We start from the raw sequence: 15,038 nt of genomic DNA on the forward strand, positions 1-15,038 counted from the left end.
TCGTATCCGTCCGCGATGTCATAGGAACCCGACGGCCCTGGCAGGCGATTCGCCCCGGCTCAGTCACCGCACAGGCTCCATGTTGTCAGTACCGGCGTCCAGCGTCTCCCCGTGGAGACGCCTCAACGCGTCATTTGTTCCCGCTCAATGAAACACGTTTTTGCCTTCACACGGCCACCGCCATTTCTGCGGCTTCATCCACATCCACGGCCACCAGTCGCGAAACGCCGGCCTCGTGCATGGTTACACCCATCAGGTGGCTGGCGATTTCCATGGTGGCCTTGTTGTGAGTGATGAGAATGAACTGCACCCGTGACGACATCTCCTGCACCAGCGTGCAGAAGCGGCCGACATTGGCCTCGTCCAGGGGTGCATCCACCTCGTCCAGCATGCAGAACGGCGCCGGGTTGAGTTCGAAAATCGCAAAGATCAGCGATACCGCCGTCAGCGCCTTCTCACCGCCGGAGAGCAGGTGGATAGTACTCACCCTCTTGCCCGGCGGCCGCGCCATGATGGTGATGCCTGTCTCCAGCAGATCGTCGCTGGTCATCTCCAGGTACGCCTCACCGCCGCCGAACAGCCGCGGATACATGTGCTGGATGCCGGCGTTGACCTTGTCGAAGGTCTCCTTGAAACGCTGCCGGGTCTCCCGGTCAATCTTGCGAATGGCCGACTCCAGGGTCTCCATGGCCTCGGTGAGATCGGCGTGCTGCTGATCCAGATACCCTTTGCGCTCGGAGAGCTGCTCGTGCTCGTCAATGGCGGCCAGGTTGATGGGCCCGAGCCGGTTGATGCGTTGCTCCACCTGATCCAGCCGCTGCTGCCAGTCCGCCTCCCGGGCCTCCTCGGGCAGATTGGCCTGCAGGGTATCCAGGTCGAAGCCCAGTTCCACCAACTGCTCTGCCTGAGTCTGACGGCGCACCCGCAACTCCTGGTCGCGCAGTTGCATCTGTTCCAGCTCCTGGCGCAGCACCTCCACCTGTTGTTCCGCTTTCTGCCGCTGCTCCTCGTGCCCGCGTAGCCGCTCTTCCACCGAGGCCATGCGCTCGCGGGCGTCCTTGAGCGCCTGTTCCGCTTCCAGACGCTGCTCCAGCAGGCGCTCCCGCTCGGCCTCCAGCTCGGGGACGGGATCGCCCCGGCTGTCCCGCGCTTCCTGCAACTCCTCCTGCCGAGCCTGCAGGCGCTGCTGCTGCTCCGTCAGCCGCCGCAGCTGTTCTTCCAGGGACTGCTTCGCGGCGCTGGCACTCTCCTGTTTCAGGGACAGTTCGTGCCGTCGTTCGCGGCGTTCACGCATGACCTCCCGGGCCGCGTTGACCGCCTGCTGGTGTGCCTCCTTCTGTTCCTGCAACCGTGCGCGCTGCTCCTCGTCGGCTTCGCTGCGATCCAGCGCCTCCTGCAGCCGGCCGCGGGCGGCGCGCACTGATTCATCGGCTTCCTGCGCCTGCTGCTCGAGGGCGCCGATCTCCTGCTGCAATCGCTCCCGACGTTCCCGCAGCTCGTCCAGGCGTTGCCGCTGGTTCTCCTCCTGGGCGCGCAGCTCGGTGAGCCGCTGGTTCAGATCATCCCGCTCATCGGCAAGCTGGTTGCGGCTCTCCTCGCGGTCCTGGCGGCGCTCCTCCAGCTCCCGTCGCCGCACCAGCAGGTCCTCGAGCTGCTGGCGCGCCTGCTCCAGCCCCTGGCGCAATTCGTCCATGGCGCGCTCCCGCTCGATGACGCCGTCGCCGCTCTGGTCGCCGCCGGTCACCTGCGTCCAGGTCCGGCCACAGAGAAGGCCGTCCGGTGTCACCAGCGTCTCGCCGGCAGCAAGCCGGGACCGCAGCTGCTCCGCCTCGACGGAGTCCGCCGCGCAGAATACGCCGTGCAGCAGGTCCTCCAGGGGCCACGACGCCTGCACCTGATCCAGCAGAGGACGCAGGCCGTCACGGCCCGGGGAGGCTCGGCTGCCCGTTTCATGCCCCGGCGTCAGGAGGGTCACAGCGCCCTGCTCCGGTGCGCCCAGGCTGTCGGCATCGGGCATGTCCTGCGCCGGCACACAGATCGCCTGCAGCCGCTCCGCCAGCACCGTCTCCACCGCTGCCTCCCAGCCGGACTGCACGGTAAGCGCCTGGGCCAGGCGACTGCCACCGTCAAGGCCGTGGCGGGCCAGCCATTCCGCCACCGGCCCCTGATCCGCGGCGCCCAGGGCGTCCTGCTGCAGCGTCTCCAGCGAGGTCAGGCGCGCCTCGCTCTGCTGGATCTCGCCACGCAGGTCGTGGATCCGCTCGTCCAGGTCCTGCTCCTGCTCCGCCAGCTCGCGCACACCCTGCTCGGTTTCCTCCAGGGACTCCGCCAGGGTCTCCTGGCGCTCTGCGAGCTCGGCCGCCTCCTCGCCCAGTTCCTCCAGACGTTCGGCGGCGGAATCCGGATCCAGCTGATCGCGCTCCGCGGCAAGGCGTTCACGCCGGCCGGCCAGCTCCTTCTGGCGCTGCTCGAGGCCCTCGATGCGGGTCCGTTCCACCTGCGCCTGTTGCACCGCCGCGGCGGCAAGCTCATTGAAGGTATCCCACTCCTGCTGCCAGGCGTCCATGGCCTGCTGCGCCTCGATGACCTGATCCGAGGCGCTCTCTTCCAGGGCCTGGATTTCCTCGATTTCCGGCGCCAGCTCCTCCAGCCGGCCGCGAGCGGCGGTGAGCTTCTCCTGATCATCACTCAGGGTCCTGTGCAAATCCTCCAGCGCCTGGCTGTTGGCCGCCAGATCCTCGTCCTGCTGGCGCCTGCGGTCGCGCTCGTGATTGACCTGTTGCTCGATACGGGCAATGTCGCTGCCGAGGGCATAGTAGCGACCTTGGGCGGTGTTGACTTCCTCACCCAGCTCGCCCTGCTGTTCGCGCTCGCTCACCAGTTCCCGTTCGGCGGCACGCTGGCGGCTCACCTCGGCCTCCAGGGTGTTGCGCTTTTCCTCCAGCGCCCGCTCGCCGGTACGCATCTCCGCCACCAGCTCCCGCAACCGCAGCGCCAGTAGCTCGGCGCGCAGCTGCCGCTCTTCCTGTTTGTACTCCTTGTAGCGCTCGGCAGTACGGGCCTGGCGGCTGAGCTTGTCCAGCTGGGTCGCCACCTCGTCGCGCACATCGTCCAGGCGCTCCAGGTTCTCGCGGGTATCGCGGATACGCCGCTCGGTCTCCCGGCGCCGCTCCTTGTACAGGGAAATGCCGGCGGCCTCTTCCAGGTAGACGCGCAGATCCTCGGGGCGCGCCTCGATGATGCGCGAGATCATGCCCTGCTCGATGATGGAGTAGCTGCGCGGGCCAAGGCCGGTACCGAGGAATACATCAGTAATGTCGCGCTTGCGGCACCGGGTGCCGTTGAGCAGATACTGCGACTGCCCCTCGCGGTTGACCTGGCGCTTCACGGAGATTTCGCTGTAGCTCGCATACTGCCCGCCCAGGGTTCCATCAGCGTTATCGAACACCAGTTCGATGGAGGCCTGGCTCACCGGCTTGCGGCTGCTGGAGCCGTTGAAGATGACATCCGCCATGGACTCGCCACGCAGGTGCTTGGCGGAGCTCTCGCCCATGACCCAGCGCACGGCATCGATGACATTGGACTTGCCACAGCCGTTGGGGCCGACAACACCCACCAGATTGCCCGGCAGATGCACCGTCGTCGGATCGACGAAGGATTTGAAACCCGCAAGTTTGATCTTCTTCAGGCGCATCCGAATCGTCCCTGTGCCGCCACCAAACGGCAATGCATGGCCGAGCGGCGAACCGGCCGGTAGAATGCTGGCTTGGTCGGAATCCACGATCCCGGCGTCATTATCCCGTTCACCACCCTGATTGGAAAGCCATGTCCACCAAGCCAAGCAGTGCGCTGGAAACCTTCCCGAACCCGCATCCGGACCGGGACTACACCATCCGCATGGAAATCCCGGAGTTCACCTGCCTCTGCCCCAAGACCGGGCAACCGGATTTCGCCACCATACACCTGGAGTATGTGCCGGACCGGGACTGCGTTGAGCTCAAGTCCCTGAAGCTCTATATCTGGTCGTTCCGGGACGTGGGCGCATTCCATGAAAAAGTCACCCACGACATGCTCGGCGACCTGGTCGCAGCAACCCAGCCCAGGTTCATGCGGGTGACCGGCGTATTCAACGTCCGCGGTGGTATCTATACTTCGGTGATCGCGGAACACCGCGCCCCGGGCTGGACCCCACCACAGCCGGTAACGCTACCCTGATCGGGCTTGATTCGGCACCTGCACGGACGGCTATACTGGCCGGTCAGGCCATAGCCAACGGACGGGTCACATGAGCGACAAGGAACAGCTGCCACGCACCGCCTGGAAGCAGGAAATCCACCTGGTCCGGGCCAATGGCGAATGCATCGTGGCCGTCAGCGAAAGCCTGTTGCAACGGGGGCTGGCGGTCCTGGTGGATACGCCGCTGATCGCCGGCGAACACCTGGAGGTTCGGGCGATCCTGCCCAACCACGAGGCGCATCGACTCGAACCCATCAGCCTGGAGTGCCAGGTTAGTTACCTGGTGGAACTGACCCGGCCGGCGGCACGATTCCGGGCCGGCCTGACCGTGACGCGCCTGCATCCGGCCGACCGTGAACGCCTGGTGGCGTTCATCCGCCAGGAGGCGCGCCGCCGTCAGGGCGCGGGCCGGCAAAGGACCGGTCAGGCCGGCGAATGACACCGGGGGCCGGGCCACCGAAACCCCGCCGCTATCGCGGCCGCTTTGCACCCAGCCCCACCGGCCCTCTGCACTTCGGCTCCCTGGTCGCCGCACTGGGCTCCTGCCTGGAAGCCCGGCGGCATGGTGGGGATTGGCTGGTGCGTATTGACGACATTGACCCGGCCCGGGAGCAGCCCGGCGCTGCGGACGCCATCCTCCGGACCCTGGAGCGATTCGGCTTCGAACCCGACGGCGAAATCGTCTACCAGAGCCGGCGCCGCGCGGCCTACGCCGAAGCTCTGGATGGATTGCGGGCGCGGGATGCGGTTTTCGCCTGCGGCTGCACCCGGAAAGAGGTGCTGCGCCTGGGCGCCCCCGGAGCCAACGGTGTGGTCTACCCGGGCACATGCCGCAATGGCCTGCCCCCGGGGCGGGAAGCCCGGACCTGGCGGGCGCGGGCCGACGGGCACATCCGCTTTGACGACGCGTTCCAGGGTCCGGTGGAGTGCGACCTGGCCGGCGAAGTCGGTGATTTCCTCGTCCTCAGGGCCGATGGCTGGCCGGCCTACCATCTGGCCGCCGCCGTGGATGATGTAGCCAGCCGCATTACCCATGTGGTTCGCGGCCATGACCTGCTGCTGTGCACGCCACCGCAACTGCTGCTCATGACTCATCTCGATGCCGCCATGCCCCGGTACGGGCACCTTCCCCTGGCGCTGAACAGCGACGGCCAGAAGCTCAGCAAACAGAACCACGCGGCGCCACTCGACGACACAAGACCGGTGCGGCAGATTCATGACGCGCTGCGCTTCCTGCAGCAGAATCCCCCCGACGCGTTGGCGCGGGGCTCGGTTGGCGACCTCTGGGACTGGGCGCACATGCACTGGGATCCTGCACGCCTGTAACGCGTCCGCGAAGTCCCCGTCGCCCTGCGCCGCGACTGAGCGACGCCGATCCGACCGGGCGTGCCCATACAGGGTGCCGGCAGATCGAAAAGGAATCGCCAGAAGCCAAAGCCTGTGCTACCTTCGGTAACAAAAGAAGAACAACAATCTGCCCGGAGGAGAACCGCGATGGCTCAGTTTCAGGAAACGAGCGCGGCCGGCCTGAGTGTTCTACTGTTCCTGCTTGGCCTGCTGGTGCTGGCATCCCCCTTTACCACCTGGTGGATGAGCGTGGGCGCCCCCTGGTACACGGCATGGGTGCTGTGGGCGCTGCTGATCGGCCTCACGGCGGCACTGGCCCGGCGCTCCGGCCACCATGACGCTTGATCTCGGATTTCTGTCCGCAGTTGCTGTCGGCTACCTGCTGCTGCTGTTCCTGATCGCCTACATCACGGACCGGCAGTGGCTCCCGGTATGGCTGACCCGCAATCCGCTGGTCTATGTGCTGTCCTTGGGCGTCTACGCCACCACCTGGAGCTATTACGGCAGCGTTGGCTTCGCTCAGGATCAGGGAATCAACTACCTGACGATCTATCTGGGCGTCACCCTGGCGTTCGTGCTGACGCCGGTGCTGCTGATGCCCATCCTGCGGCTCACCCGCACCTACCAGCTCACCTCGGTGGCGGACCTGTTCGCCTTCCGCTTCAACAGCCAGCGGGTGGGCGTGGCGGTGACAGTGCTCATGCTGGCCGGGGTACTGCCCTACATTGCGCTGCAGATCCGCGCCGTGGCGGAATCCACCCAGGTTCTCACCCGGGAGTCCTCTCCGGAGGTGCTGGCGTTCTGGTTCGTGGTCCTGGTGACGATGTTCACCATGATCTTCGGCGCCCGCCATGTCTCGCCCAGGGAACACCACGACGGCCTGGTGGCAGCCATCGCCTTCGAATCCCTGATGAAACTTGCCGCCCTGTTGCTGGTAGCCGGGGTGGCAGTTGCCATGGCCTTTGGCGGCCTGGGCGGCATGCAGGAGTGGCTCGCAGCCAATCCCGAACGGGTGGACGCGTTCTACGAGCCTGCCCGCCAGGGGCCCTGGGCGGGCCTGCTGATCCTGGCCTTCGCCGCCGCGTTCCTGCTGCCGCGGCAGTTCCACATGCTGTTCGCCGAGAACCAGAGCCCCGGCCACCTGAACGTGGCCAGCTGGGCGTTCCCGCTCTTTCTGCTGGTGCTGACACTGGTCATTCCGCCCATTCTGTGGGCGGGCCAGGTCCTGCAGCCGGGCACGTCGGCGGACTACTACATCCTCGGCATCTCCATGGCCAGCGGCAGCCCCGCCCTGGCACTGCTGGCCTACCTGGGGGGCATCTCCGCGGCCAGTGCCATGATCGTGGTCAGCACCCTGGCCATCTCGGCGATGACGCTGAACCACCTGGTCCTGCCCATGGCCGGACCACAGCCGCATCGCGACCTCTACGGCGCGCTCCGCTGGGCGCGGCGCAGCGTCATGGTCGCGGTGATCGCCGCCGGTTACGGGTGCTATCTCCTGCTCGAACCCACCACCGGCCTGGTGGGTTGGGGGCTGATCTCCTTCCTGGCCATGGCGCAGCTGCTACCGGGTATCATCGGTCTGTTGTTCTGGCCTCGCGCCACAAGCCACGGTTTCCTCGCTGGCCTCATCGGCGGCTCGTCCGTATGGCTGTTTACCGTCATGCTGCCGCCGGTCACCGGCGACAGCACCATGGCCTGGCTGGGGCTCGCTTCCCCCGGGGACAGCGCGTTGGCGCATCAGTCCGCCACCTTCTGGTCCCTGAGCCTCAACGCGCTGCTGTTCGTGGTGGTTTCGCTGCTGACCCGTCCCGACGAGCGCGAACGCGAGGCGGCAGCCGCCTGCCGGGATCTCAACCCCTCGCTGCCGGTGGGGGATCTCCAGGCCCGCTCACCCAAGCAGTTCGTCAAGCGCCTGGCGACGGTGATGGGCAAGACTGCGGCGCGCAAGGAAGTGGAGAAGGCAGTCCGGGAACTGGGGCTGAACTGGGAGGAATCGCGCCCCAATCACCTGCACGGCCTGCGCGCCCAGATCGAGCGCAACATCTCGGGCATGATGGGGCCGGTGCTGGCGCGCATGATCGTCGACGAACGGCTGCAGATGGATACCGAAAGCCGGACGGCCCTGGCGCAGAACGTGCGCCTGATCGAGGACCGGCTGGAGACATCGCGCACCAGACTTCGGGGACTTGCGGCGGAGCTGGACCGTCTGCGCCGTTACCACCGGCAGGTCATCGAAGACTTGCCCCTGGGGGTCTGTGCCGTGGCGCAGGGCGGCCGACTGGTGCGGTGGAACCCCGCTATAGCCGAGCTCACCGGCATCCCCATGGCGGATGTCATCGGCCGCCGCATGGATGAACTCCCGGGTCCCTGGGGGGCGTTGCTGGGCGAGTTCCTGGCCTCGGACGCCGATCACTGGCATCGCCAGGAGATCAATACCGACGGGTTGCCGCGCCGCTACAGTCTGCACAAGGCCACCGTCGAGGATCCGGGGCTGACCAGTCGCAGCGACGACACCGTGGTGCTGGTGGAAGACCTCACCGACATCTCGGTGCTGGAACAGGAACTCGCCCACAGCGAACGACTGGCTTCCATCGGTCGCCTGGCCGCCGGCGTCGCACACGAAATCGGCAACCCGGTCACCGGTATCTCCTGCCTGGCCCAGGAGCTGCGGGACGAGGAAACGGACCCGGAACGCAGCCACGCCATCGCCGAGGAGGTGCTCAACCAGGCCCAGCGCATCGACAACATCGTCCAGAGCCTGGTCCGCTATGCTCACGGCGGCGCGGGTAGTCAGCGCCCACCGGAGACGATCCATCTCCGGGCCACGGTGGATGAGGCCATGCGCCTGACAACGCTGAGCCGCCGGGCCCGGTTCGTGCGCTTCGACAATGAACTGGACGAGCATCTGGCCATTACTGGCGATCCCCAGCAACTGGTCCAGGTATTCGTGAACCTGTTCAGCAACGCCGCCGATGCCTGCGCCGACCATGCCGAAGAGGCCGCCATTGGCATCACCGGGGAGCGCAGCGCCGGCGGCTGGATCACCGTGCGTGTCGCAGACAACGGCAGCGGCATCCCGGACGAGGTGCTGCATCAGGTTCTGGAACCCTTTGTCACCACCAAGCGACCGGGTCACGGCACGGGCCTGGGCCTGCCGCTGGTCTACAACATCGTCCGCGAACACGGCGGCGAGGTCACCATCGCCAGCGACAGCACGGGAACCTGCGTGACCCTGAGACTGCGTGCGACAGAGACGGATGCCGACGACGGCACCGCGCTCCGCGAACACGCGGGATGACAACAACACGGGAGGTGAAGCAGCGACATGGCATACATACTCATCCTGGAAGATGAAAAGGTCATCCGGCAGAGCCTGCGGCGGCTGCTGGAAAAGCGAAACCATGCCGTGTCCGAGGCGGACTCCGTGGAAGGGGCGGCCCGGGAGCACGACCTGACGGACTTCGATCTCATCATCGCCGACCTGCGACTCCCCGGCGCCGCAGGCACCGAGATCCTGGACAAGGCACCGGGGGTGCCCACCATCATCATGACCAGCTATGCCAGCGTGCGTTCTGCCGTGGAGGCCATGAAACGCGGCGCCCTGGACTACATTGCCAAGCCCTTCGACAACGACGAACTCATCCTCACCGTTGAGCGCGCACTCAAGGAGCGGCGTCTGCAGCGCCAGAACGCCGCCCTCAAGGCCGACCTGGATCGCGACTACCCGGTCTCCGGCATCATCGGCAACTGCAAGGCCATGCGTGACGTCTTCGATCGCATCACCCGTGTTGCGGCCACCAACACCACCGTGCTGGTGCTGGGCGAATCCGGTACCGGCAAGGAACTGGTGGCACGGGCCGTCCACGAGCAGAGCCCGCGCCAGGACGGCCCCATGATCACGGTGAACTGCGCCGCCATCCCGGACACCCTGATCGAGGCGGAACTGTTCGGCCACGAGAAGGGCGCCTTCACCGGCGCCGTGGGAGCCCGCGAGGGGCTGGTGGAATCCGCCGACGGCGGCACCCTGTTCCTGGACGAGATCGGCGAGCTACCACTGGCCGCCCAGGCGCGGTTACTGCGGGTGCTGCAGGAAGGCGAAATCCGCCGCGTGGGGTCGTCACAGTCCCGGCATGTGGACGTCCGCCTGATTGCCGCGACGCACCGGGATCTGGGCCGCATGGTCAACGAGGGCGGCTTCAGGGAGGATCTGTACTTCCGCATCAACGTCATGGAGATCCGCCTGCCGCCGCTGCGGGAGCGCACGGACGATCTCCCGGCCCTGGCCCGGCATCTGCTGGAGCGCACCTACAAGCGGCTGAAGAGCCCGCCCATGCGCTTCAGTCACGAAGCGGTGGAGTGCATCCAGCGCTACAGCTGGCCGGGCAATGTGCGTGAACTGGAGAACGCCATAGAGCGCGCCGTCATCCTCAGCGACAGTACCGCCATTACGCCGGACCTGCTGGGCATCCGGCCGGATGCCGATCCGGGGCCGAATCTGGAGACGCCGGGATTGTCTCTGGAGGACTATTTCCGTCAGTTCGTGCTGGCCAACCAGGAGCAATGCACGGAAACCGAACTGGCACGCCGGCTGGGAATCAGCCGCAAGGCCCTGTGGGAGAAACGCCAGCGCCTTGGCATCCCGCGCAAGGCCCGGGCTGCGGAGGCATGACGCCAGAACTGGTAACACTTGTCCCGGGCGGTGTTACCCAGAGTAACGCCAACGGCGGCGTCGAGACCATAAGTCATTGACTCGTGGCGCGCGGTTCGATGGCATGGCTTTCGCAGAACACGGAGCAGAGAAGACGCCACCACGGCGCCGGCGCACCGGCAACGCGCCGATGCGGGCGAGTGGTGCGCCGGCTGCTAGGCTTTCAGGAGAGTCGCCCAGAATACAGCGGCGGGCCATTGCAGTCCGCCGGTCATTCCTAGAGGAGGAGTTACTTCATGTCCGACACCAAGGTCTATCCCGTACCCGCAGACATTGCCAAGGGCGCACATATCGATGCGGATACCTACCGGAGCATGTACAAGCGCTCCCTGGACGACCCGGACAACTTCTGGGCCGAGCAGGCCGAGCGCCTGGCCTGGTTCAAGCGCTGGGATGCAGTCAACAACTCCGACCTCAACAAGGGGGAGATCCGCTGGTTCGACGGCGGGCGCATCAATGCGGCCTACAACTGCGTGGACCGGCATCTGAAGACCCGCGGCGACCAGACCGCCATCATCTGGGAGCCGGACGATCCCAAGGATCCGGCCCAGAAGATTACGTACAAGGACCTGCACGAGCGCGTGTCGCGCTTCGCCAACGCCCTCAAGGAACGGGGCGTCAAACGCGGTGACCGGGTCTGCATCTACCTGCCCATGGTGCCCGAAGCGGCCGTTGCCATGCTTGCCTGCGCGCGCATCGGCGCCATTCATTCGGTGGTCTTCGGCGGCTTCTCGCCCCAGGCCCTGCGCGATCGCATCCAGGACTCCGACTGCCAGGTAGTGGTCACCGCCGACGAGAGCGTGCGCGGCGGCCGCAGCTTCCCGCTCAAGGCCAACGCCGACGAGGCGCTGAAGGAGTGCCCCAGCGTCAGCACCGTGGTGGTGGTCCAGCGCACCGGCAACAAGGTGGACTGGGATGACAGCCGTGACGTCTGGTTCCACGATGTGGTGAAGAATGCGTCGGCGGACTGCCCGGCGGAGGAGATGGAGTCCGAGGATCCGCTGTTCATCCTCTACACCTCCGGCTCCACCGGCAAGCCCAAGGGCGTGCTGCACACCACCGCCGGCTACCTGCTGGGCGCCAGCATGACCCACCAGTACGTGTTCGACTACCAGGAGGGCGAGGTGTACTGGTGCACCGCCGACGTGGGCTGGGTCACCGGCCACAGCTACATCGTCTACGGTCCGCTGGCCAACGGCGCCATCACCTTGATGTTCGAGGGTGTGCCCACCTACCCGGACGCCGGACGCCTCTGGGAGATCGTCGACAAGCACCAGGTGAACATCTTCTATACCGCGCCCACCGGCATCCGCGCACTCATGGCCAAGGGCGAGGAGCCGGTGAAGAAGTCCAGCCGCAAATCTCTGCGCATCCTCGGCACCGTGGGCGAGCCCATCAACCCCGAGGCGTGGAACTGGTACTACGACGTGGTCGGGGACGGCCGCTGCCCCATCGTCGACACCTGGTGGCAGACCGAGACCGGCGCCATCATGATCACGCCGCTACCGGGCGCCACCGACCTCAAGCCCGGCTCGGCCACCCTGCCGTTCTTCGGCGTGGAACCGGAGCTGGTGGACAACGAGGGCCATCTGCTCGAGGGGGCCACCGATGGCAACCTCTGCATCGCCCGCTCCTGGCCCTCGATGATGCGCACCATCTACGGCGACCACAAGCGTTTCATGGAGACGTACCTGTCCGCCTACAAGGGCAAGTACTTCACCGGTGACGGCGCCCGCCGCGACGAAGACGGCTACTACTGGATCACCGGCCGCGTCGATGACGTCCTCAACGTCTCCGGCCACCGCATGGGCACCGCCGAGGTGGAAAGCGCCATGGTACTCCACCCGAAGGTGGCCGAAGCGGCAGTGGTGGGCTTCCCCCACGACGTCAAGGGCCAGGGCATCTACGCTTATGTGACGCTTGTGGAGGGCGCGTCGCCGTCCGACGATCTGCAGAAGGAGCTCATCGAGCTTGTCCGCAAGGAGATCGGCGCCATTGCCAAACCGGACTTCATACAGTGGGCCCCGGGCCTGCCGAAGACCCGGTCCGGCAAGATCATGCGTCGCATCCTGCGCAAGGTGGCGTCCAACGAGCTGGACAGCCTGGGTGACACCAGCACCCTGGCGGACCCGAGCGTGGTGGACGAGCTGATCGACAACCGCGCCAACAAGTAAAGATGTCGCGGCGGATTCCGGATAACGCTCCGGAATCCGCCCACGCGGCTTTCCCGTCACTGAGAACCCGTCCGCGTCCGCGGTCGGGTTTGCTGTTTACAACGACTTGACCAGGTGTCCGCCGTCCACCGGCAGCGCCACGCCGTTGACGAACGAACCGGCATCCGAGGCCAGCAGCAGTAGCGGGCCGGAGAGTTCGGACAGATCCCCCAGACGCTGGCTTGGAATCTGCTCGCGGACGTAGTGCTGTCCCTGCTCGGAGGCGAAGAAGTCCTTGTTCATCTCCGTCTCGAAGTACCCGGGGCAGATGGCGTTGACACGAATCTGGTACCGCATGAGTTCCAGCGCCATGTGCCGGGTCAGCTGCACCACGCCCGCCTTCGAGGTGGCATACATGGACTCCCCGAACTGCACACCCAGGCCGAGCAGCGATGCGATGTTGACGATACTGCCCGGCCGCCCGGCCTTTTTCATGCGCTCGGCACCGGCCCGAGCGACCCGCCACACGGCCTTGAGGTTGGTGTCCATGACGTAGTCCCAGTCCGTCTCGGTGCTCTTGAGAAAGGAACGGGACTGGGCCACGCCGGCGTTGTTGACCAGCAGGTCCACCGTGCCGAAGGCCTCCTCGGCAGCATCAAATCCGGCCTGGACACTGTCCGGGTCCGTTACATCCATGGCCACTGCCCTGGCCTCTCCGCCGGCGGCGGCAATACCGTCGGTGAGTTCCCGCAGCCGCTCTACGCGGCGCGCGGCCACCACGACCCGCGCGCCGTTGCCGGCCAGCACCCTGGCGAAGTGGGCGCCCAGGCCGCTGGATGCGCCGGTCACCAGCGCCACGCGACCGCTGAGGTCAAAAAGGTGTTCGTTCATGTGTCTCTCCCCCGTATGTGTTGTTCAGTCATCCTGCACGGCCGGCCGGAACCTCGCCGAGCGCAGGCGGTTCAGCACCGCCATGAGTTCCTGCAGCCGCGGACGCACCAGATCGCCGTCGGGACGACGGGTCAGCGCCTCCCAGGGCTGCGCCAGGTAGGCGCGGAACCACCCAGGCACATCCTCCAGCCCCAGCAGCCCTTCTGCGCCGGGTGCCGGAAGCAGTATACCGATGGCGCGCACCTGGGAGGCGTCCACCAGCTGTTCCAGGGCGCGCAGGTCAACCACGTCGTCCCCGAACTCCAGGGCGTCCATGCCCCGCGCCTTGATCCGCCGCTTGCCGCGCCGACCGGCGGGGTCCAGGGAGCGCGTATCCAGGGTCCGCGGATGCGGCCGCTCCAGCGGCTGCGCAGCTTCGGTGCTGCGAGTGGTCCGATGTTCCCGCGCGATGCGGTGGGCCTCGGTGGTGACGTCCCGCGGCTGATAATCGTGCATCTGGATGACCGTGTCCGCGGCACCGAAGTAATCCCCGGAACCGCCCATGACCAGCACCGTGGAGACACCAAGCCGGTCCCGCAGCTCGGCAATGCGGTCTACGAAGGGGGTGATGGGTTCATCGCGCTTGGCCACCAGGGCCTGCATGCGGGCATCCCGGATCATGAAATTGGTGGCGGAGGTATCCTCGTCCACCAGCAGCGCGCCTGCTCCTAGCTCCAGCGACTCCTGCAGCGCCGCTGCCTGACTGGTGGAACCGGAAGCGAGCTCCGTGGAGAACGCCCGGGTGGACTTGCCGAAGGGCAGTTCATTGATGAACGGTGACAGATCCATGGCGTGCACGGCGCGCCCGTCCTCGGCACGGAGCTTGACCGCGTCACCGGTGGCAACCACCCGCTCGCGCCCGTCGCCGGGGACGTGATCGTAAACACCGTACTGGATGGCACTCAGCAACGTGGACTTGCCGTGGAAACCGCCCCCGACCACCAGCGTGATCCCGGCGGGCACACCCAGCCCCGTCACCGTGCCGGCATTGGGCGCCTCCAGGTCGACGGCGAGCGGCTCCGGCACATGCAACGGCACCGCGTTTTCCAGGGGGCGGTCGTCCACGCCGGAGCGCCGTGGCAGGCAGGCACCGTCGGCGACGAAGGCCACCAGGCCGCGCATCGCCAGCGCTTCCCGCAGCGCGACCTGGTCCTCGACGGTATCGCAGTGATGGGCGAGCGCCGCCTCATCCCGCTGTTCCGGGCGCAGTGCGCGCCGCACCACCCGCGGCAGCGTCCGGCAAAGCAGCTCCCGCGCCGTCTTGCCCAGGATGGTGCGCCCCTTGGCCGGCAGGTTGACGGTGAAACGCACCTCCACGCCGGCCTCCGTAAACAGGACCGAGGTACGATCGAGGACCGTCTGCCGGCCGGCATCGATGCCCACCTCTTCGGTGTCCCGGGCCGCCTGGCGGAAAGCGCGGCCGAGCCAGTCCCTGGCAGCAACGGCCCGGGGCGCCGGTTCGCGGGCACGATCAGGCAAAGCGATCTCGCTCCACGGCATAACCACGCGCAGACGTGACGGACTCGCGAACGGATCCCCCTGGACGTGATCCACCAGCAGGCGGAAATCGTCGAATGCATACTCGCCGGTGATTTGCCGGTACGCCTTATAGCCCTTGCCGTCGATACCCAGCAACAGGGACTGCAGCCGCTTCATCGCGC

At 66.6% G+C, this 15,038-nt stretch carries 10 protein-coding genes; 7 read left to right on the plus strand and 3 right to left on the minus strand.

Annotation, left to right across the window (positions count from 1 at the left end):
• Window positions 1-166: 166 nt before the first annotated feature.
• Window positions 167-3,694, minus strand: a complete 3,528-nt coding sequence (gene smc, locus KU884_RS13750; protein WP_167783145.1) for a chromosome segregation protein SMC — start codon at window positions 3,692-3,694, stop codon at window positions 167-169.
• Window positions 3,695-3,825: 131 nt separating this feature from the next.
• Here smc and queF point away from each other — a divergent pair, with 131 nt between their 5' ends.
• The 7 genes from queF to acs all read left to right on the plus strand — a co-directional run bounded on the left by queF (window position 3,826) and on the right by acs (window position 12,468).
• Window positions 3,826-4,215 (plus strand): preQ(1) synthase, encoded by a 390-nt coding sequence (queF, locus tag KU884_RS13755; protein WP_167783146.1) that lies wholly within the window; start codon window positions 3,826-3,828, stop codon window positions 4,213-4,215.
• Window positions 4,216-4,285: 70 nt separating this feature from the next.
• Complete coding sequence (locus KU884_RS13760; protein ID WP_167783147.1) at window positions 4,286-4,675, plus strand: hypothetical protein; 390 nt, start codon at window positions 4,286-4,288, stop codon at window positions 4,673-4,675.
• On the plus strand, window positions 4,672-5,562 hold the full coding sequence (gene gluQRS / locus KU884_RS13765; protein WP_167783148.1) for a tRNA glutamyl-Q(34) synthetase GluQRS: 891 nt from the start codon (window positions 4,672-4,674) through the stop codon (window positions 5,560-5,562). The genes KU884_RS13760 and gluQRS overlap by 4 nt, the downstream gene beginning before the upstream one ends.
• 168 nt (window positions 5,563-5,730) lie before the next feature.
• On the plus strand, window positions 5,731-5,928 hold the full coding sequence (locus KU884_RS13770) for a hypothetical protein (RefSeq protein ID WP_167783149.1): 198 nt from the start codon (window positions 5,731-5,733) through the stop codon (window positions 5,926-5,928).
• A complete protein-coding gene (locus tag KU884_RS13775; RefSeq protein WP_167783150.1) occupies window positions 5,918-8,884 on the plus strand; it encodes a sensor histidine kinase in 2,967 nt (988 codons plus the stop codon). Before KU884_RS13770 ends, KU884_RS13775 begins: the two co-directional genes overlap by 11 nt.
• 27 nt (window positions 8,885-8,911) lie before the next feature.
• Window positions 8,912-10,255: a sigma-54 dependent transcriptional regulator gene (locus KU884_RS13780; protein WP_167783151.1), complete on the plus strand. Its 1,344-nt coding sequence runs from the start codon at window positions 8,912-8,914 to the stop codon at window positions 10,253-10,255.
• Window positions 10,256-10,530: 275 nt separating this feature from the next.
• A complete protein-coding gene (acs, locus tag KU884_RS13785; RefSeq protein WP_167783152.1) occupies window positions 10,531-12,468 on the plus strand; it encodes an acetate--CoA ligase in 1,938 nt (645 codons plus the stop codon).
• A gap of 96 nt (window positions 12,469-12,564) precedes the next feature.
• Here acs and KU884_RS13790 read toward each other — a convergent pair whose 3' ends face one another.
• Entirely contained in the window at window positions 12,565-13,338 is a 774-nt protein-coding gene (locus KU884_RS13790; RefSeq protein WP_167783153.1) for an SDR family NAD(P)-dependent oxidoreductase, read from the minus strand.
• Between the two features lie 24 nt (window positions 13,339-13,362).
• A complete protein-coding gene (locus KU884_RS13795) occupies window positions 13,363-15,033 on the minus strand; it encodes an ABC-ATPase domain-containing protein (RefSeq protein ID WP_167783154.1) in 1,671 nt (556 codons plus the stop codon).
• Window positions 15,034-15,038: the final 5 nt, after the last annotated feature.

The organism is Aquisalimonas sp. 2447 (assembly GCF_012044895.1).
In the GTDB taxonomy this organism is placed as follows: domain Bacteria; phylum Pseudomonadota; class Gammaproteobacteria; order Nitrococcales; family Aquisalimonadaceae; genus Aquisalimonas.